The following is a 19,973-nucleotide window of genomic DNA, read 5'->3' as shown; positions in this document are numbered from 1 at the left end:
CTTCGTGCCGTGGGTGGATTTACGCGGTATTACACTAGTAAAATTGCTGTAACTTTGGTTGAAAGCTAGATACTATTAGATTCGGCGTGTTTACTGTTCGGGAGTGCCAAAATGTCTAAACAGCTGGGTCAAAAAATCGCACCTACACCTATATCAAATGATATTAATGTGGTGGATTTGATTGATCAATACTTTACCGCTTATAACTCAGCACGATTGCGGGAAATCTGCCAACTATTGAGTCGTGATGTGCTAACAGAAGGTGTGACGGTGGGAGTTAGCCTTTCCGGTGCGATGACGCCAGCAGGATTTGGGGTTTCAGCACTTGCACCCTTAATTCGCAATGGCTTTATTGACTGGATGATTAGCACTGGTGCAAATCTTTACCACGATATGCACTACGGTTTGGGTTTTGAACTTTTTGCTGGTAATCCGTTTTTGGATGATGTGAAACTGCGCCAGGAAGGCACTATTCGCATTTATGACATTATCTTTGGTTACGATGTGCTACTAGAAACTGATGCTTTCATCCGCAAAATTTTGCAAGGGGAAGCATTTCAGAAGCGGATGGGAACTGCTGAGTTTCACCATTTACTAGGTAAGTATGTTCGGGAAGTAGAAAAGCAGTTGGGTGTACAGAATTCCTGCTTGCTTGCTACAGCTTATGAGTATGGCGTGCCTATATATACGTCTTCTCCAGGAGATAGCTCTATTGGGATGAATGTGGCGGCTTTAGCTTTGGAAGGTTCGCAGTTGGTGTTAGATCCATCAATTGATGTCAATGAAACGGCTGCGATCGCATATAATGCCCGTGAATCTGGAGGTAAAAGTGCAGCTGTAATTCTTGGTGGCGGTAGTCCCAAAAACTTTTTGCTCCAAACCCAACCGCAACTTCACGAGGTATTGGGGCTAGAAGAACGAGGACACGATTACTTTGTGCAGTTTACCGATGCGCGTCCCGATACAGGCGGTTTGTCTGGAGCAACTCCATCGGAAGCTGTCAGTTGGGGTAAGATTGACCCGGAAGAGTTACCTAACACAATTGTTTGTTATACCGATAGCACGATCGCTCTACCATTGGTGACAGCATACGTCTTGAACAAGTGCGAACCTCGTCCACTGAAGCGTGTATACGACAAGCGAGAAGCCATTTTGGATAAACTGCAAAAAGACTATCTAGCAGCCAAAACCCAATCATCGGATCAAATTCCAACAGCAGTGGCTGAAAGTGCCCAAAAGCAAACAGCAACTTATCCTTGTGGGCGGTTGATTCCGAATACGTAGGGAGTGGGGAGTAGGGGAGGCAGGGGGCAAGGGGGAGAATAAAAAATTACCTCTTTCAAATGCCCCTCATCCCTTGTGTGCAATCAACAAATAAGTGGTTATTTTCCCTTTGCCTTGAACTTCGATTTCGCCCCGCTTTTCAAATACAAATTCATTACGCAAAAATTTATAAGTATCTTCTGTAACTTGTATTTTACCAGCAATACCTTGGTATTCCATGTATTGGGCGATGTTTACTGTATCTCCCCAGAGATTATACGTAATTTCTTTGGATTCAATTACTCTTGTAGCTACGGAACCAGTATGGATGCCGATACGGATGTTAAAGTTTTGGTTATTCTCAGTATTAAATAGAGCGATCGCAGCTTGCATCTGGAGTGCCATTTGAGCGATCGCTTGAGCATGATCCTGGCGGCGTGTGGGCAAACCACCAACTACCATATAAGCATCACCAATGGTTTTAATTCTCTCTAAACCATATTGTTCGGTGAGGCGATCAAAAGTTGAGAAAATCGAGTTGAGTAAGTTTAGCAGTTGAATTGCACTCATAGAAGCAGCAATATCGCTAAAGCTGACAATATCTGCAAATAAAACTGTGACATCAGCAACGTCTTCGAGTATGTTAGTTACTTCTTTCGAGGGTTTGGAGATTGCTGCTGGCAAAATATTCCTCAACAAACGCTCGGTTTCTTCCTGCTGATGGCGTAGCGCTTCTTCTGTTGCTAATCGCTGGGTGATATTACGAAAAATGCCGCGAGTCGCAACTGGATAACCTTCAACAAATTTACAGTTAATATTACCTTCTATAAAGATTGTTTGACCGTCTTTAGTAACGAATGCAGCTTTAACTTGCCCGATCTTTTCTCCTGACAGCACCCGATAAAACTTTTGCAAACAGTCTTGTTTAAACTCTGGATGTATAATATCAAAAATATTCATATTCACAATTTCAGCTTCGCTATATCCCAAAGCTTCTTGCCATGCACGATTGACATACAAAAAACGACCATAGGCATTAACGCATTGAATCAAATCATTAGCATTTTCAAATAAATCTCGATATCGTTCTTCACTTTCTACAAGAGCATCTTCTGCTTGTTTGCGTTTGATAAACTGGGCGATTTGACTACCAATAGAACCCACCATTTGCAATAACTCTTTATCCTTTGGTTGTACATCCCGGCTAAAGAAAACCATCACTCCTAAGATTTCACTATCGTCTAAGATGGGGAAGCCAAAAGCTGCATGTAATCCAGCCTCAGCAGCAGGTTGCGATCGCCTTTGGTCTCCATCTTCTGTAATATCTTGAATCCACAAAGGCAAACGTCTGATCCAAATTCGGCCAGGTAAGCCAACACCGGGTGTATATGTAGTTTGCCAGGTGATTGCTTTAAACTCTCGCGCAGAAATTACTCGACTTGACCAAATTTCTACACACCTTAATACTGCATTAAGGCTATCTCCTTGTATAGAAGTACCAATATATTGACTTGGTGCCCAAAGTTCACCTAAATCCCATCCTAAGTTTTGACAAATCGACTGCAAAATTTTCGGAATTACCTGTTTTACAGTTTGTGATTCTGATAATACACGAGTGATAGCATACTGGGCACTTGTCCGTTGTTCCCGTTGCTGACGAGCGGTAATATCCCGACCAATGTAGACAATCTCCTCTAATCCTTTTATTTTTTTCGGAATTACTGAACAAGAAAAAGCAATCAACCGCTTTTCTCTAGTCTTGGTTCGGCAAACTACCTCTAAATTCTGAAGATTTTTCTGAAAAGAAGAATGCTGGTGAATGGCTTCTATTAAAACTTGCTCTTCATCAATTATTAATGATATTGGTTTATTAATTAATTCTTCTTCACTAAAACCAAATAATTGTTGAGCAGCACGATTTACTTTTTTTATTTTCCCTATATTATTAGTTATAAACAAAGCATCTGCCATTGCAGTAATTACTTGATCCATGTAGTTTTTGTATTAAATTCAAAAAGATAACTTTTAAATAATAGTAATATCAAAGTTAAATTTTTCGCCGATGAGGCAATCATCATATCGAAATTAATAACTTAGAAATTAGAAATAATAATTAATAATTTAGTATCATTGATGATTATTTTAGTTATTCTTTCAAATGTTTGAGCAATATACAAGCTTGTTTGGGTAAATTTTTTAGAAGTTACTAATACTCAATTGTCTTACTGAAATTGATATTAATTGATTAATTATGCTGTTTTTTCACATAACCCAGTGTAGTTGAGCGAAAATGACCATGAGCAACCTTTTAATTTGGTCGATCAAAATTAACCAAGTAAGCGTAAATAACATGTATTCTATCTTTTGGAGGATTGACAATTAAGTATAATTCTGAGTTAAGTTAGTAAATTATACTTAACAGTGCGGTTTATAAGCGATCGCTAGTTTAACAAAATCACTCTTGTGCAATCCAGTGCTGGGTAAAGCTGAAAGTTATATTTTTATGCGATTTGTTAAAGTATAATATACTACAAAGACTTGATAAATTAAAAAGTAAACTTTTATTAAATGTAAAGTCACACTGCGATCGCCTAAAATTTAATCTGGAGAAAGTCGCCTCTATAAAGTTAGTCAGAACCCAATGAATCAACAGCGTGCTAATACTCTCAAAGCTGCATTTCAAGTTTGTAATGTTGAACCGCTAGAGGGTGCAGATATGGAGCGGTACTATGTTGATTTATCAGCAGTCCGCAAAACTTCAGCAATAGACAGCGTTAGTACAATTTTAGACTTTCAAGAACCCGCAGATTTTAGCACTATTTTGTTTACCGGACATCGTGGCTGTGGCAAAAGTACAGAATTAAAACGTATTCAGAAGCAATGGGAAGAACAATACCACGTAATTTATTTAGAAGTTAACGAAGAAACAGATATTAATGATGCTAATTATACAGATTTATATTTAATCGTCATAAAACAAGTAGAATTTGAGTTGCGTAAATTAGATTTAAAATTTGATTCTCAACTTTTGCAAAACTTTGAATCTTGGTTTAAGGATATTACCAAAGAAACCGAAGAAAGTGTAGAAAAATCTGTCAGTATTCAGGGAGAAGCGACTCTGAAACCAGAAGCTCCATTTATTGCTAAATTGATGGTCAAATTACTGGCACAAATTAAAGGTTCTGATAAGCAAAAAACTACTATTCGCCAAACTTTAGAAAAAGACCTATCCCGTCTCAAAGCAGATATTAATCTTTTATTAGGAGATGCCTACGTTAAACTCCGAAAAAAATTCCCTGAATGTAAGGGTTTATTGATTATTTTTGACAATATGGATCGTGTACCACCGACGATCGCAGAACATTTATTTTTTGACTACGCGGCTCAGTTACAAGAATTATACTGCACGATAATTTATACAGTTCCAATTTCTGTGCTTTGTTCGCCTAAAAACCCACTCAATCAGTTTGATGGGAATCCTCATATTGTCCCAATGGTGAATATTTATGAATTTGAACGCGATCGCTACCATTTAAACTACAATCAAACGGGACTAGAAGCAGTTGCCAGCGTCATTGAAAAGCGGGTAGATATTGATGCTGTATTTGAATCTCGCCAAGAATTGCTAGATTTAGCTAAAGCCAGTGGAGGACATGTCCGCCAATTAATGCAGATGATGCGGACTGCTTGCTATACTGCTAGTACTCGCAAACATGCCAAAATTATTGCTGAAGATATTATCTATGCTGTGAAACAACAGCAATTTAGTTTTGAAAGGTTTATTCCTGAAGAACATTATGCGTTTTTAGCCCAAGTGTGTATAACCAAGAATGTCAGCAAAGATGATATTGGTCAGTTAATGCTGTTTAACACTTCAGTTTTGGAATACAACGGCGATAAACGATGGAATTACCCGAATCCAGTGGTGAAGCAAAATGAATTCTTCCAGAAAGCCATCGAATCTGCACTTGCAGCGCAACCTTAGTTCAGAAATAGGGCCGTTTATCGCGCTTAATCAACAGGTATTTGGTGAATTACTCACCTTTGTAGATTTTGCAGAAAAGTTTACCATTGGTTTTGTAGAAATTAATTTTACCCCAGATGCAGAAATATTAGTTGAGGCGCTAAAGACAAATCCTGATTGTCAGGAGATTCAGTTTGTGACTATGAATTTTTCTGATGCAAATTTGCGATTTATTAAAGATGAAATTCTTAAGATATTACCAACTATTGAGATAGAATCTAATAAAAAATTAGTCTTGATTGTACAAGGTTTAGAAAAGTCTATTGGCGTTTATGGAGACTATCCGCCAGTTTTACAAGACCTCAACTTTGTCCGAGATGCTTATAAGAGAACTGTTCCTCATCCGATTCTGTTTATTTTGCCAGATTATGCCCTGACTCGGTTAGCTAAATTTGCTCCTGATTTTTGGGCTTGGCAATCGGGGATGTTTCGGTTTCAAACACCTCAAGTTACTAAAGATTATGCGATTAATGAGACTCAAAACACTGAGAGAATCGTAAACAGATTAGAACCTCCAGAAAAGCAAGAGCGGATCGATTTATTACACCGCCTGCTAATGGAATATAAACCTACTGGACATCATCCGACAGGAGAAAACCTCCGCAACTGTAGTAATATTTTGCATCAGCTAGGAGTCGCTTATTTAAGTAAGAATGAACCTATCAAAGCTAGAGAATATTTAGAAGAAGCTAAAAAAATAGCTAATGAGTTTCAATATTCTACCTTCCATGCTGAAGTCCTTAACACATTAGGAGATTCTTATAGGCAGGAAAGGCAATTTGATACGGCAATTACTTATTATCAAAAATCTTTAAGTATTTCACAGCAACTTCAGAATCCTCGCGGCGAAATTGCTGCTTTGTTTAAACTGGGGAATGCTTACCGAGACTTGAGACAATTTACACAGGCGACAACTTTTTATCAACAGCGTCTAGAAATTGAACAACAAATAGGCGATCGCTATTCTTCTGCTAGCACTTATCACCAGTTGGGAACAGTTGCCCAAAATTTGCGAGAGTTTGAGGAGGCGCGGCACTGTTACCAACAAGCTTTGACTATCAGAATCGAATTTGGCGATCACTATTCTTCTGGTGGCACCTACTACCAGTTGGGAAGAGTTGCCCAAAATTTGCGTGAATTTGAGGAGGCGCGGCGCAATTACCAACAAGCTTTGGCTATCGATATCGAATTTGGTGATCGCCATTCTTCTGCTAGTACTTACCATTGGCTAGGAAATGTTGCCTTTGAATACCGAGAGTTTGAGGAAGCACGGCGTAACTATCAACAGGCTCTGGAAATATGGATTGAATACCAAGATAGATACAATCAGAATTATTCATACCACCAGTTGGGAATGGTTGCTGAAGAATTGAGGGAATTCGAGGAGGCGCGGCGCAACTATCAACAAGCTTTGGCTATCAAAATCGAATTTGGCGATCGCTATTCCCAAGCTAGTACCTACCACAACTTAGGAATAGTTGATCAAAAATTGGGGGAATTTGAACAGGCGCGGCGCAATTATCAACAAGCTTTGGTAATTAAAATCGAATTTGGCGATCGCTATTCTCAAGCACGCACTTACCACAATTTGGGATCTGTTGCCCAAGATTTGGGGGAATTTGAGGAGGCGCGACGCAATTACCAACAAGCTTTGGCTATCTACATCGAATTTAGCGATCGCTATTCCCAAGCAATCACTTACCACGCTTTAGGAACGCTTGCAGAAGCAGAAGAAAACTACGCAGAGGCGAGGGTTAATTTGCAGACAGCGTTGGAGATATATGTTGAGTATAAGGATGAATATTGGGGGGCGATCACACGGGAGGCGTTAGAGAGATTACCGGAGTGATGGCGAGGCGATCGCACCTTTAAAGCGCTTCCCATTCATCTCTACTAACTTGAGCCTGTTTTAAAATTTTTGCCAGTAAGCTTTTGCTGATATCTCCTTCGTGGGGGTTAGGAATGATTAATCTCAGTTCATCTTTAACCATAAATTGATGTTTTGTACCTGAGTAAGGGCCTTCAAAAGCAAGTTTTTTCAGGTAATAAATTAAATCCCTGCGATTAATCGGCCCAAAGTTTGGCATTAAGCCGCATCCTTTTTCAAAGCAAGAGAGATTCCGTCTAATTCAGGTAAATTATGCCCTAACTGTAGTCCTAAAACAATCCACTCTTCTAAAGATTGTTTTAACTCTTCTCTGCAAGCTTCTAGTGTAGACGCATTCGCATATAACCCTTGCAATTCAGGTACTTCTGCATAAAAAGTACCATCTTCTAAAATTTCATAGTTTGCTCTGTGCAAAGCTGCTTGAATATACTCTGTCAGCATTTAGAGATTTTGTACAAAACTGGCTATATTACTAAATTGTAAGCTAAAAATTAAAGTTTAGATTGGCGATCGCTATTCTCAAGCACTCACCTACCACGCTTTAGGAACGCTTGCAAAAGCACAAGAAAACTATGCAGAGGCGAGAGTTAATTTACAAACAGCGTTGGAGATATATGTTGAGTATAAGGATGAATATTGGGAGGCGATCGCACGAGAGGCGTTAGAGAGATTACCAAACTGATGGAGTGATGGCATTTAACAGGGGCGCGACCAGATCATACTCATTAGGCAGGCGTAGCAAGTTGATACAATCAAATTGCAAGAGGTTGCATTGACATAACACGGCAATGCAAATACTCAACGGCAAGACAGCACTTATTGGTAAGCAGCGCGATCGCATCAATATAATAGCGCTTCTGTGTTGAGTTATATACAGACCTAACAAGAACAGCCCCTTCCCTACTAGCGTTAGGCTAGGGAGTTAGATTCAAAGCCTCTCTCGTTTTAGGAGACAGGTCAAAGTATATGCCAAAACTACGTCAAAATTTAAATAAACGCGATCGCACTTACCGACAATGCAGATTACCCAAAGTCTCCATACAGCAATTCTCGTGACTGACTTAGAACGCTCTGAACACTTTTATGGCAAAGTATTAGGATTATCCAAAATAGATCGTTCCCTAAAATACGCTGGTGCATGGTATCAAGTCGGCAACTATCAAATTCACTTAATAGTTGCACCTACTGTACCCACCGAAAACCCAAACGAAAAATGGGGACGCAACCCTCACGTAGCTTTCTCAGTCGCTAACTTGGACGCTGCTAAACAAGAGTTGCTCAATCATAATTATCTCATTCAACCCAGTGCTTCTGGTCGCCCTGCTTTATTCATTCAAGATCCTGATGGAAATATTATCGAGTTGAGTCAGCAATAAAGGGGAGTAGGGAGTGGGGAGTAGGGGAGGCAGGGGGAGCAGAAGAGAATAATAATTACTGATAAGTGACTCATGACTAATGACTAATGAAAATAATTGCTTACTCTTACACCAATCCGCTACTAGAATCTGCTCCCGATCAGGGTGATTGGGGATGGGAAGTGGATCGGGTTTATGAAGATTTGGGTAAGCCAGAGTCTTCTGCACAGGCTACGCGAACGCAATTACAACAATTATTTACTGATTGCGAAACTGAACCAGCAGATTATCTGTTAATTCGTCGGTTGGAAGAATTAGGGGATACTGTAGAGGAAATTAGCGATCGCTTACATAAACTCGAAGTAATGGGAGTAGCAATAATTGCCACAGAACAACCCTACACTTCCGAAAATTACCCTCTGGGCGCTGACTTGCTGAATTTGCTACACGCAATCCAACGTCAGCAACGTAGCCGTCGCATCCGTCAAGGACATGCCCGTAATCGTCTTGAGGTTGCACCGCCACCGGGCAAAGTTCCCTACGGCTATCGCAGAGGTAAAGGAAAATATACTATTGATCGTAGTACTTCACCAGTAGTCAAAGATTTTTTTGAACACTTTTTACTCTATGGTTCCCTACGGGGTTCAGTTCGTTACTTGGCGAAAAAATACGGCAAAAAAATCTCTGTCACTACAGGAAGGCGCTGGCTAACTAATCCAGTTTATCGCGGCAATACAGCTTACCAAAATGGTGAAATTATCTCTAATACCCATATTCCGATAATTTCTAAGGAAGAAGCTGCCCAAGTTGACCGACTTTTACGCCGTAACAGCCGTTTACCACCCCGAACTGCTAGTGCTAGGCGTTCTTTAGCTGGGTTGGTTGTCTGTGCTGAGTGTCAGTCACATCTAACAGTTACTCGTGTTACCCAACGGAACCAAGATAAGGAGTATCTTTATTTACGTTCTCCTAGCTGTCCTCAACGCCCCAAGTGTAAGGCTATTCCCTACCAAGAGGTTTTAGAACATACAATTGAAACCGTTTGCTGTGACTTACCCTTAGCCGTCGCGGGGATGAATTTTCCTCAGTTGGATGCAGTCAAGAATAGTTTAGGACAAGCGATCGCTCGTCAGCAAGAAATACTTGCTCAGTTACCCGCTTTAATTGAAACTGGAATTTTAGATGTTGAAACAGCAAAGTTAAGGGCTTACAAACTCCGCACAGAAATTTCTGCACTTGAAGCAAAGTTAGCGACTCTCCCCCCAGTTAACTTGCGTTCTGTTGCTCAAGCTGTTTCTATACCACAATTTTGGTTAGATTTATCGGAAACAGAACGACGATTTTACTTTCGAGAGTTTATCAGGCAAATTAACATTACTGTTGAGAATAAAGAATTAAAACTCCAAGTTATTTTTATTTTTTAATTGAAATGTTATTTCTGAGATGGTCGATCCTTAGTATACGCAACAGGTTTTGGTCCTGCATTTCGCACATTGACAAGTTTATTCAGGATATCAAACCAAAAAGGCGCACCCATCGCAATAGCTAAACCACTCACAATCCAACCGCAAATTAATTTCCAACCCTGCCAAATTCTAATTAAGACAACCTTTTTGCTATTCGAGTCTTCAACATCTAATAACTCAAACTGCTTATTGATATTTTGCCATCCAATGGGAACAGAAGCATCTCCTAAAAGTTTCTCAATTTGCCTTCTGGCTTCTGGATCATTGATAAAATCGGCTCGTTGACTTGCACTTTGAGTAATAGCAGAGCGAATAGCCGAATCCTGCGACAATCTACTAACTAGGTGAAATGTATCAGTATTGGTGAATATGGCAACTGATATCCCAATTAAAATTGCAACTCCTTTTGCATTGCGCTTATAAACGCCACTAGCTCGATCCATAGAGCGATCAAACCATGTTTCCACTTCATTTTGAAACTGATTCATCTCTTCGGTGAGGTCGTTAATCTTTATTCTACTCCGTTGAGCAAGCACGCTAAGACTCTTAATTAAATTATCAGGTACATCATCCGGCAAATCTTTATTAACAAAATCTATAAACTTTTGATCAATATCTCCATAAATTGCTTTAATTTTTTTGTATTCTTCACTATCTTGATTATTAACACCTATTTTAAGTTCTTTGTATAATGCTAATATTATAGATAAATTAGTTTTATCATCTTCACTAGGATGTTTAACATGATTAAGTAGCTGGGGAATTTTTAAGGCATCTAATAAAGTAATTGCAAATGTTTCCGAAGGAAGATATGAAGGGCCGCTTTGTTTTTCTTCTAGTCCGTTTGTATCGATACTTTTGCTAATTACCCGAAGCTGCGTTTCTATTTTCCCCTTGGCTTGTTGATTCAAGGTATTAATTAAAGGATCATTATAAAGCTTATTTACCAAGTTTTCTGCTTTAGTAATATCTGAGTCTTCAGTTTCGCTACCACCTGCTAAAAGTAATTCAATTGATTTTTTTAAATGTTTAGCTCTCCATTGTAAACATGTAGAAATTAGCTCTTGAATTTCAGAAGCTATCAGGCTCAAAATCAAGTAAATCACAACTAAACCAATAGCAATATCCACAACTACAGGTAAATTCATTCACAGACTCCCATAATTTTATTGAAGTTTATTCTTTTAAAAAATATTTTGATAAGATTTTATAACATAGATAATTTAATTACATCATTACTTAACTAAATTTAAAATTATGAAAATTGTTTAATTAAAAACGCTTGTAGTTTTAACGTTAACTAAACTGAATTAAAATTTAATTAGATAAAATTTAGGTATATAAAAATTAAATCAAGTGTTACATTCAAATAAATACAAGTTAATTTACGGACTGTTAAAAAGGTAACAAATAATTTATTGGTTGTATTATTTTTATCATTTGTCAGCTAAAATGTTATTTAAGTAACCAATATAAATTTTTCAAAAAATAGGGCTAATTAGAGAAACTTGAGTTAATCTTGGAAACTAGCAATTGTTAATAAATACGTTGTTACTGGGTGACAACATTGGAGATTCGCTAGATGTCTCTATGTAATCAAACCAGAAAGTAAAATGATTAACATAGAATATGCAAGAAGGAAGCTTTATTTGGAGTCCTCTAGAAAAACAGCATCGCACGGTTGGCAAATGGATTGATTGGGTATGGCTAATAATATTGCTATTGGCAGCAGTGTTATTGTTTAGCATCAATCTGGGAGGATTGCCGTTGCGAGATTGGGATGAAGGGACTGTGGCACAGGTTGCTCGTGAAATTTGGCACGCTCCAGCAGGATCAATGCGTTGGCTTTACCCAACGTTAGGAGGTGAACCATATCATAACAAGCCGCCTTTGATGCATTTGCTAATTGCTTGGGCTTATTCTTTAGGAGGCGAAAATGAGTTGACAACGCGCCTGCCTGGAGCAATTTTAACAGCGACATCTGTACCTCTACTGTATTGCATTGCTCGTGAGATATTTCGCCAACGTTGGGCTGCTATTTATAGCGCGTTGATTTATTTAACAATGCTACCGGTGGTGCGTCATGGGCGGTTGGCAATGTTGGATGGGGCGATGGTAAGTTTTTTGATGGTGATGATGTTGTGCGTGTTACGATCGCGCCGAGATTTACGCTATTGCCTTGGTGTTGGGATTAGTTTTGGGCTAATTTGCCTTACTCAAGGATTATTAGGCGTATTACTAGGTGCGATCGCGATCGTATTTTTGTTTTGGGATACGCCACGACTGCTCACTTGTTACTATCTGTGGATAGCAATCGTAATTGGTATTCTGCCTGTAGCTACTTGGTATAGTGCCCAATTAATTCACTATGGTTACACTTTCGCCCAAGTTGGCCTTGTAAACCCATCACTAGGCCGAATTGGCTCATTTGTAGAAACTAATCCTGAACCACCTTGGTACTACGTTATTGAACTTCTCAAATACACATGGCCGTGGCTATTATTCTTACCGCAAACTATCCGCTTAACTTGGGAAAATCGCAACCTTAGTTGGGCAAAACTAGTAATGGCGTGGAGTGGTGTTTATCTGTTGGTAATTTCTTTCATGATTACCAAAGTTCCCTGGTATTTATTCCCAATTTATCCTAGTTTAGCTTTAGCTTTTGGTATCCAATTATCAGATACAGAAAATTCGCCTTTACTCTCATCTTATCCCCGTGCTTGGGTTGCTGGTTTGGCGATACTTGCTGTAGCCGCTTCTGCTGGTAGTATTTATTTCAGTTGGGGTACAACACCGAAAACAGACTTACAACTGATTTTTGCCGCAGTAGCTTTAACTATGACTTTAGCAGCTATTTTGGCCGAACGAGGTGATGGGCAATTTCTGAAGATTTTGTTTTGGGGAAGTTATATTTCGTTGCTACTGTTAATGAAATCTAACTATTGGGTTTGGGAATTATCTGAAGCTTATCCAGTTAAACCAGTCGCCGCGATGATCGTGCGGGCAAATCCAGCTACGAGGAAAATTTACACATCTTTTCCTTATCATCGTCCCTCGTTGGATTTTTATAGCGATCGCACCATCATTCCCGCTTCTGTTGGCGAACTTGAATATTATTGGCACTACAACGGGCAACCTTACTTTCTCCTTCATGCATCTGCTTTCAACAATCTCGAACTAGAGTCAATGAAGCTAGTTGACGAAGCTGAAGGCTGGAAGTTAGTTACAAAAGATACTAATCGTCTTTAAATTTTGGGCATTGGGAAGAGGCAGAGGGGCAAGGGGAAGGGTTCAGAGGAGAGGAATTTCCCCCTGCTTCACCACTCCCTAATTCCACATCTGGCGATCGCCTTTATTGTCCACATTTTGTACATTGTTTACCTAAACCCAAAGCATCTGCTGTACCATCCTAAAAACTAAGGAATCATTGCTACCTTAATTGCCTGACGCGCCTTCATCTTACAAAATACCTGTTCTAAATCTTTTAATGGCCGTTGCTCACTAATAAGTAACTCAAAGGGAATTTTGCGACTAGCGATCAGCGCCAGCGCCTCCTGCACATACTTTGGTGTATTATGAAACACGCCTTTAATAGTTAGTTCGCTGTAGTGTAGCTGTTCTGTGTTGACAGTAATGCTGGTATCCCGTGGACATCCACCGAATAAGTTGACTGTTGCACCAGGACGGGCACAGGCGATCGCAGTTTCCCAAACACTTGGTACACCTGTTGCTTCAATCACTACATCTGCGCCCCATCCTTGGGTAAGTTCTTTCACCACACTGGGAATTTCTGGAATTTGATGATAGTTAAAAGTCTGGGCTGCACCCAATTTTTGACCAATTTCTAGCCTGTGGTGATTACCTCCCCACAGCAACACCTCAGCTTTCTCACTCAACGCTGCCACAAACATCAACCCGATCGCTCCATCCCCTAAGACGACCACTTTATCTTTGGCTTTGACGTTAGAACGGGCGATACCATGCAATACACAAGCTAGGGGTTCCGTCATGGCTGCCAATTCCCACGGCAACTCATCGGGAATTTGCAATAAATTATGCTGCACTATCGGTGCAGGAATTTTCAAGTATTCCGCAAAAGTCCCATTATTCCATGTCAAATTCGGACATAATGAATACTCTTGACGTTGACAAAAAAAGCATTTCATGCATGGGGCTGAATTATTAGCGACGATGCGATCGCCTACTTGCCAATTTGTAACCCCTGCACCCAAGGCAACAATTTGCCCAGCCCCTTCATGACCAAACAGCGTTGGTGGTATCAGCATTTTGGCATGACCACCACGCCGCCAGACTTTTAAATCTGTACCACAAGTTGTTGCTGCCCCCACTTGAATTACAACTTCGCCAGCCGCCGGAGTGGGGTCAGGAACTTGCTCTAAGCGGAAATTTTCTTGCCCATAAAGTAATGCTGCTAACAAAGCTTTAAACCTATTAATTAGCTCCATCCGATTTTATCAGTTGAAGCTAATGGTCTGTCTCATTAATCTTAATGAGTTTATAGTAAGCACTTCAGTGCTTAAAAATCCAGGACTAAAGTCTTTACTACGAACTTGTTTACTCCTTGTAACTAATGAGAAAAACCACTAGTTGATAGGTTTAAAGTAAATTAGTTTTGATTTCTAGTAGGCTTTTATTAATCTAAAATGCCGTCAAACTAAGAATTTACCGCAGGCTGTGGAACTACTCCGGTATTCCGGGTTTCCACCACATTAGGCAAACGAGTAGCAGTTAATAGCGGTACTTCTTGTCGGCACGACAGGCAAAACCAATATAGTTCACCATGTCGTACATGGCGCAGGAGGGAACCACCGCAGCATGGGCAGGTGTTGGCTCTCGTACTCATACCAATGTCCTCCTAAAAAAAAATTATTGTTTAAGTTGGATAAAAAAAACAGTTGATTAAAACTGAATGTTACCTGCACAAATGCAGCCATTCGATTCTATGCGGTCTTTAATAATTTGTCTGTAAACAGCTTCATATCCGTTAACCATTTGGCTAACGCTAAAGTTGTTTTCTACGTGTTTTCTACAGGTTTGACGATTGAGTTCCAAAGCTAATGGAATCATTGCCGCCATTTCTGCATAGCTTTTGCAGATAAAACCTGTTTTACCCTGAACAATCACTTCAGGTACAGAGCCGAAATTCATGGCAATTACTGGTGTACCAGTTGCCATTGATTCAATCATTACTAACCCAAAAGGTTCTTGCCAACTAATGGGGAAAAGAGTTATGGCAGCATTGCCCAGAAGTTCAGTCTTTTCGACGTGGTTGATTTCGCCTAAATATTCAATTTGCTGACTATCTATGAGGGGGGCAATCTCTTGTTCAAAAAACTTAGAGTCTTGAACATCAACCTTTCCTGCCATCTTCAAGCGTAAACCACTCTGTTTAGCAATAGCGATCGCATGTTGTGGCCCTTTCTCTGGCGAAAAACGACCTAAAAATGCCAAATACGGCGGTTCTGAAGGTTGGGCTACAAATGGATAATCTGCTAGCTCAATTCCGTTATAAATCGTGTCAATATAATTGAGATCGATTTGACGCTGCGAGTTACTAATGCTGACATAAGGTTGCTTTTTATGGTGGTTGAATAGGTGGCGGTTATCCCTTGTAAAATGATTGTGCAGGGTATGCACTGTAGAAGTTGCTGTTATCAAACTCGCTAAAGGTAATGCCGAAATCCCTACATGGGAATGGATAATATCGAATTGGGCAGCACTCTGGTAAACTTGGCTTAGTTCTAGCATTTCGTACACTGCATACTCTTTGATATTTGGATCTAAGCGCAATGCCTGTGGATAAACTGCTTCTAAATAAGCCAAAGTTTGAGAATCGCCAGAGGCAAATAAGGTTACCTCATGACCGCGACGAACAAGTTCATCAGTCAAGCGACTCACTACCAGTTCTATTCCTCCATAATTAGGAGGGGGAACCCTTTCCCATAAGGGGGCAACTTGAGCGATTTTCATAAGTTTTTTTGGTTCAGTCTATCAAATTCTCCTCAATATAATGAGTTGCATCATTATTGTATGAGGAGAGAGTATTTGTACTTACTCTTTTGACATTTAAATTAACCTAACAAGCTACGAAAAGCGCAGTAATGGTTAATCGTACTGGAAATTTTTTACCGACAAATCTAATGGACTATCGGCTAAACTCAACTCTGAGCTATCTTTCTAACTTAGAGTAAATCAATCACTTGTTGCATCTGCCTTGGGGATCATAACGAGGTAGAATATTTTGTAGTAGAACTTACAAAAAGGAATATTTTGTAGCTAAAACTACTAAAATATCCAATGGGATCAAGCCATTAAAGCTTGGTTTAAATGTAATTGGTAAATGGAACAGAAATTATAAATATTAAGTAACTGTACAATAATTACATAATTTGTAATTATTAATTTACAAAAAATTCTGATAACTAATGAAAATCGCTACTTGGAATGTCAACTCAATTCGCACTCGTCTAGAACAGGTTATCGATTGGTTAACTGCCAATCCTGTTGATGTTCTCTGCTTACAAGAAACCAAAGTTGTGGATGCCGAGTTTCCGCGATCGCCTTTTGAGCAGTTAGGCTATAACCTTTATGTATCAGGACAAAAATCTTATAACGGCGTAGCCATAATTAGTCGCCAGCCACTCGTAGACGTAAGTAGAGGGTTTAGGGCGATTTTGCCAGATTTACACCACGAATGGGATGAGCAAAAGCGAGTGATTACAGGTGTAATTGATGGTATTCGGATTGTTAACTTATATGTTCCCAATGGTGCAGCAGTCGGAACTGAAAAATATGAATACAAAATGCGCTGGTTAACAGCACTACACGAGTATTTGCGATTGTTGGTGTTGTCAGAACCTGCAATTTGTGTGTGCGGTGATTTTAACATCGCCCTAGAAGATAAGGATATTCACGAGCAAGTGAGTACAGAAAATCACATTATGGCAACAGAAGCGGAGCGCCAAGCCTTACGGGATATCCTAAAATTGGGATTTGCTGATGCTTTTCGCAAATTCACTACAGAAGGCGGAAATTATAGCTGGTGGGATTATCGCGCCGCCGCCTTCCGTCGCAACTTAGGTTGGCGGATTGACCATCACTATCTCACACCTATTCTGTATGAGCGTGCTACAAGTTGCATTATCGATGTCGCGCCCAGGAAATTAGAGCAACCTAGCGACCATACGCCGGTAATTGTGGAATTTTGAATGGGGGTATTAGGTATTGGGCAATGGCATTGCCCATAAGTGTCAACTTAAGCTAAAAGTAGCTTAACTGTTAGCTGATTCACCCGCCTGGAACTAAAGTTCAAGGCTAATAGCTAAAGTCTACTGAAGTAGACTAAAGATTTTTGGGTACATGACAATATGGTTTTAATCCCTAATAGGGATTTTGATGAATTGCAATGTCAGCGCTCGGATACTTCCCAGATCCAAGAGATTATTTCAATCCCTAATAGGGATTTTGATGAATTGCAATTCATTGTGATTCTTTAGCTGTATATGATAAGAGTTTCAATCCCTAATAGGGATTTTGATGAATTGCAATCTTTAGTTTATCTGGTAGGGCCTTCGCACGTTATGTTTCAATCCCTAATAGGGATTTTGATGAATTGCAATAAATACAGTGGCAGGGTTAACAACGCTACCATTCGTTTCAATCCCTAATAGGGATTTTGATGAATTGCAATCGCTAGCCCTGCGATGAGGCACATAACGAATGCGGTTTCAATCCCTAATAGGGATTTTGATGAATTGCAATCAAAATCCAAAGTCAGCTAAACCCATTAGGGATTAACGTTTCAATCCCTAATAGGGATTTTGATGAATTGCAATGTGGTTGCTTAATACCTTCAGAAGCCCCATTAATGTTTCAATCCCTAATAGGGATTTTGATGAATTGCAATAACAATTTACTCGATTGGCTCGACGAACAATTCTAGTTTCAATCCCTAATAGGGATTTTGATGAATTGCAATGCATCTTTGATATTTGGTAAAATGGGAGCTAATAAGTTTCAATCCCTAATAGGGATTTTGATGAATTGCAATTCTTTATGCTACTAGCTTTGGTAAGCCAATTCTTGTTTCAATCCCTAATAGGGATTTTGATGAATTGCAATGAAATTTCCTTATGTCAAAGAAGTGATTGTTAAAAGTTTCAATCCCTAATAGGGATTTTGATGAATTGCAATTGATTGCTATAGCTTTAGGAATTGTTAATTTGATGTTTCAATCCCTAATAGGGATTTTGATGAATTGCAATAATTTCCTAGCCATGTCGTCATTTGGTCTGATTTGTTTCAATCCCTAATAGGGATTTTGATGAATTGCAATTCACTTAGATTGCCCCTGCTACTCTCTACACTTGTGTTTCAATCCCTAATAGGGATTTTGATGAATTGCAATTGAATCAGATTTTGATTTTGATAATTGGGCAGAAGGTTTCAATCCCTAATAGGGATTTTGATGAATTGCAATATTGCAAGCTATCGAATTGCTAGCATCAGACCTCCTTTGTTTCAATCCCTAATAGGGATTTTGATGAATTGCAATGAATTAAGCAACTCTACCCTTGTAAACCGCTTAAAGTTTCAATCCCTAATAGGGATTTTGATGAATTGCAATTGAAAGTCTTGGTATTGCATTTGCATCTGCTACTAAAGTTTCAATCCCTAATAGGGATTTTGATGAATTGCAATCAATTCAAGTCCGATGTCAATCAAAAGTATTTCCCAGTTTCAATCCCTAATAGGGATTTTGATGAATTGCAATCTATCTGCTCATTTTTTAATACTGCAAAAGGAAAAGTTTCAATCCCTAATAGGGATTTTGATGAATTGCAATCTCCGCCAACGCCAATAGGAGCGTTAGGATTTGTGTTTCAATCCCTAATAGGGATTTTGATGAATTGCAATCATGTTTATATAGACTTAATTCCTCGTACAAAAATGTTTCAATCCCTAATAGGGATTTTGATGAATTGCAATCTTTAGACCGGGGAGAAGTCAAAGTATACTCAATAGTTTCAATCCCTAATAGGGATTTTGATGAATTGCAATCATAAATTTCATCGTCCTCAAAATCATCATCAATGTTTCAATCCCTAATAGGGATTTTGATGAATTGCAATGTATAAATAAAAATTATCAAATATAGCTAAATTATGTTTCAATCCCTAATAGGGATTTTGATGAATTGCAATGCGAGTTTTTAGATCGGCTTAATGGTAAAAAGTATGAGTTTCAATCCCTAATAGGGATTTTGATGAATTGCAATATATATTTCTATTTCTCGTGCCAACTGTAATCGTTTCAATCCCTAATAGGGATTTTGATGAATTGCAATTTGGGTAAATTAGCTTGGTGATGCTCTCATTGCAAGTTTCAATCCCTAATAGGGATTTTGATGAATTGCAATGCTTCTGAAATGGGAGATGTCGCTTATAACTGCAAAGTTGTTTCAATCCCTAATAGGGATTTTGATGAATTGCAATTTGATAGAGGATGGGATACTCCCGTGCTATCTAAAAGTTTCAATCCCTAATAGGGATTTTGATGAATTGCAATGCTAGTACTAGCACTAGCAGTAATTTATTCAATTCGTTTCAATCCCTAATAGGGATTTTGATGAATTGCAATATTATACGGGGGGATGATGCCAATACTGGGTAATGTTTCAATCCCTAATAGGGATTTTGATGAATTGCAATTTCTAGTCGTGCGCGTAATTCGTTGGTTGTGTTTTGTTTCAATCCCTAATAGGGATTTTGATGAATTGCAATACAGCAGGAGGGTTACAAGTGGTTTCTCTTGTAAACGAAGTTTCAATCCCTAATAGGGATTTTGATGAATTGCAATTCATATACATTCTAGGCATCCCAAGTTTTTTATCGTACTTGGAGTTTCAATCCCTAATAGGGATTTTGATGAATTGCAATTTCGCGCTGAACATTACA

Annotated in this window: 14 protein-coding genes and 1 CRISPR repeat array (1 of these 15 running past the window's edge); of the genes, 7 read left to right on the top strand and 7 right to left on the bottom strand. The window is 39.1% G+C overall.

Annotated features, from left to right (window positions below; genetic code table 11):
• Positions 1–111: 111 nt before the first annotated feature.
• Positions 112–1,284, top strand: a complete 1,173-nt coding sequence (locus RMZ43_RS24985; RefSeq protein ID WP_322649877.1) for a homospermidine biosynthesis protein — start codon at positions 112–114, stop codon at positions 1,282–1,284.
• Between the two features lie 66 nt (positions 1,285–1,350).
• Here RMZ43_RS24985 and RMZ43_RS24980 read toward each other — a convergent pair whose 3' ends face one another.
• Positions 1,351–3,255 (bottom strand): adenylate/guanylate cyclase domain-containing protein, encoded by a 1,905-nt coding sequence (locus RMZ43_RS24980; RefSeq protein WP_322652829.1) that lies wholly within the window; start codon positions 3,253–3,255, stop codon positions 1,351–1,353.
• Positions 3,256–3,904: 649 nt separating this feature from the next.
• On the opposite strand from RMZ43_RS24980, the gene RMZ43_RS24975 reads away from it, so the two are divergent.
• Both RMZ43_RS24975 and RMZ43_RS24970 read left to right on the top strand, forming a co-directional pair.
• A complete protein-coding gene (locus tag RMZ43_RS24975) occupies positions 3,905–5,248 on the top strand; it encodes a P-loop NTPase fold protein (RefSeq protein ID WP_322652828.1) in 1,344 nt (447 codons plus the stop codon).
• Positions 5,199–7,136: a tetratricopeptide repeat protein gene (locus tag RMZ43_RS24970; RefSeq protein ID WP_322652827.1), complete on the top strand. Its 1,938-nt coding sequence runs from the start codon at positions 5,199–5,201 to the stop codon at positions 7,134–7,136. The genes RMZ43_RS24975 and RMZ43_RS24970 overlap by 50 nt, the downstream gene beginning before the upstream one ends.
• 19 nt (positions 7,137–7,155) lie before the next feature.
• Here the strand turns inward: RMZ43_RS24970 and RMZ43_RS24965 are convergent, their stop codons facing one another.
• Both RMZ43_RS24965 and RMZ43_RS24960 read right to left on the bottom strand, forming a co-directional pair.
• Positions 7,156–7,374, bottom strand: coding sequence for a type II toxin-antitoxin system HicA family toxin (locus tag RMZ43_RS24965; RefSeq protein ID WP_300423126.1), 219 nt, complete (start codon positions 7,372–7,374; stop codon positions 7,156–7,158).
• On the bottom strand, positions 7,374–7,616 hold the full coding sequence (locus RMZ43_RS24960) for a type II toxin-antitoxin system HicB family antitoxin (protein WP_229464523.1): 243 nt from the start codon (positions 7,614–7,616) through the stop codon (positions 7,374–7,376). Before RMZ43_RS24960 ends, RMZ43_RS24965 begins: the two co-directional genes overlap by 1 nt.
• Before the next feature lie 575 nt (positions 7,617–8,191).
• On the opposite strand from RMZ43_RS24960, the gene RMZ43_RS24955 reads away from it, so the two are divergent.
• Both RMZ43_RS24955 and RMZ43_RS24950 read left to right on the top strand, forming a co-directional pair.
• A complete protein-coding gene (locus tag RMZ43_RS24955) occupies positions 8,192–8,551 on the top strand; it encodes a VOC family protein (RefSeq protein WP_322652826.1) in 360 nt (119 codons plus the stop codon).
• Between the two features lie 86 nt (positions 8,552–8,637).
• Positions 8,638–9,954 (top strand): recombinase family protein, encoded by a 1,317-nt coding sequence (locus RMZ43_RS24950; protein WP_322652825.1) that lies wholly within the window; start codon positions 8,638–8,640, stop codon positions 9,952–9,954.
• A gap of 8 nt (positions 9,955–9,962) precedes the next feature.
• On the opposite strand, the gene RMZ43_RS24945 is transcribed toward RMZ43_RS24950, so the two are convergent.
• A complete protein-coding gene (locus RMZ43_RS24945) occupies positions 9,963–11,144 on the bottom strand; it encodes a hypothetical protein (RefSeq protein WP_322652824.1) in 1,182 nt (393 codons plus the stop codon).
• 481 nt (positions 11,145–11,625) lie between these two features.
• On the opposite strand from RMZ43_RS24945, the gene RMZ43_RS24940 reads away from it, so the two are divergent.
• Positions 11,626–13,245 carry an ArnT family glycosyltransferase gene (locus tag RMZ43_RS24940; RefSeq protein ID WP_322652823.1) on the top strand — a complete coding sequence of 540 codons (1,620 nt, stop codon included), beginning with the start codon at positions 11,626–11,628 and terminating at the stop codon, positions 13,243–13,245.
• A 167-nt stretch (positions 13,246–13,412) separates the two neighbouring features.
• Here the strand turns inward: RMZ43_RS24940 and RMZ43_RS24935 are convergent, their stop codons facing one another.
• The 3 genes from RMZ43_RS24935 to RMZ43_RS24925 all read right to left on the bottom strand — a co-directional run bounded on the left by RMZ43_RS24935 (position 13,413) and on the right by RMZ43_RS24925 (position 15,987).
• Positions 13,413–14,435, bottom strand: coding sequence for a zinc-dependent alcohol dehydrogenase (locus RMZ43_RS24935; protein ID WP_322652912.1), 1,023 nt, complete (start codon positions 14,433–14,435; stop codon positions 13,413–13,415).
• A 236-nt stretch (positions 14,436–14,671) separates the two neighbouring features.
• Positions 14,672–14,860: a hypothetical protein gene (locus RMZ43_RS24930; protein WP_322652822.1), complete on the bottom strand. Its 189-nt coding sequence runs from the start codon at positions 14,858–14,860 to the stop codon at positions 14,672–14,674.
• Positions 14,861–14,916: 56 nt separating this feature from the next.
• Positions 14,917–15,987, bottom strand: coding sequence for a glycosyltransferase family 4 protein (locus RMZ43_RS24925; protein ID WP_322652821.1), 1,071 nt, complete (start codon positions 15,985–15,987; stop codon positions 14,917–14,919).
• A gap of 455 nt (positions 15,988–16,442) precedes the next feature.
• Here RMZ43_RS24925 and xth point away from each other — a divergent pair, with 455 nt between their 5' ends.
• Positions 16,443–17,225 (top strand): exodeoxyribonuclease III, encoded by a 783-nt coding sequence (xth, locus tag RMZ43_RS24920; protein ID WP_322652820.1) that lies wholly within the window; start codon positions 16,443–16,445, stop codon positions 17,223–17,225.
• Positions 17,226–17,387: 162 nt separating this feature from the next.
• Positions 17,388–19,973: direct repeats of the CRISPR family, unit length 37 nt; unit sequence GTTTCAATCCCTAATAGGGATTTTGATGAATTGCAAT (it continues 1,780 nt past the right edge of the window).

Origin of the sequence: Nostoc sp. CmiVER01, from assembly GCF_034531135.2 — a bacterium.
Lineage (GTDB): Bacteria > Cyanobacteriota > Cyanobacteriia > Cyanobacteriales > Nostocaceae > Nostoc.
The sequence above is the reverse complement of the archived record's forward strand: the minus strand, read 5'-3'. Positions and strand labels throughout refer to the sequence as shown.

Coding starts and splice junctions, on each gene's coding strand:
- RMZ43_RS24940 (WP_322652823.1), top strand. CDS start 11,626: ATGCAAGAAGGAAGCTTTATTTGGAGTCCTCTAGAAAAACAGCATCGC.
- RMZ43_RS24980 (WP_322652829.1), bottom strand. CDS start 3,255: ATGGATCAAGTAATTACTGCAATGGCAGATGCTTTGTTTATAACTAAT.
- RMZ43_RS24970 (WP_322652827.1), top strand. CDS start 5,199: ATGAATTCTTCCAGAAAGCCATCGAATCTGCACTTGCAGCGCAACCTT.
- RMZ43_RS24955 (WP_322652826.1), top strand. CDS start 8,192: ATGCAGATTACCCAAAGTCTCCATACAGCAATTCTCGTGACTGACTTA.
- RMZ43_RS24925 (WP_322652821.1), bottom strand. CDS start 15,987: ATGAAAATCGCTCAAGTTGCCCCCTTATGGGAAAGGGTTCCCCCTCCT.
- RMZ43_RS24960 (WP_229464523.1), bottom strand. CDS start 7,616: ATGCTGACAGAGTATATTCAAGCAGCTTTGCACAGAGCAAACTATGAA.
- RMZ43_RS24945 (WP_322652824.1), bottom strand. CDS start 11,144: ATGAATTTACCTGTAGTTGTGGATATTGCTATTGGTTTAGTTGTGATT.
- RMZ43_RS24950 (WP_322652825.1), top strand. CDS start 8,638: ATGAAAATAATTGCTTACTCTTACACCAATCCGCTACTAGAATCTGCT.
- RMZ43_RS24985 (WP_322649877.1), top strand. CDS start 112: ATGTCTAAACAGCTGGGTCAAAAAATCGCACCTACACCTATATCAAAT.
- RMZ43_RS24975 (WP_322652828.1), top strand. CDS start 3,905: ATGAATCAACAGCGTGCTAATACTCTCAAAGCTGCATTTCAAGTTTGT.
- RMZ43_RS24965 (WP_300423126.1), bottom strand. CDS start 7,374: ATGCCAAACTTTGGGCCGATTAATCGCAGGGATTTAATTTATTACCTG.
- RMZ43_RS24930 (WP_322652822.1), bottom strand. CDS start 14,860: ATGAGTACGAGAGCCAACACCTGCCCATGCTGCGGTGGTTCCCTCCTG.
- xth (WP_322652820.1), top strand. CDS start 16,443: ATGAAAATCGCTACTTGGAATGTCAACTCAATTCGCACTCGTCTAGAA.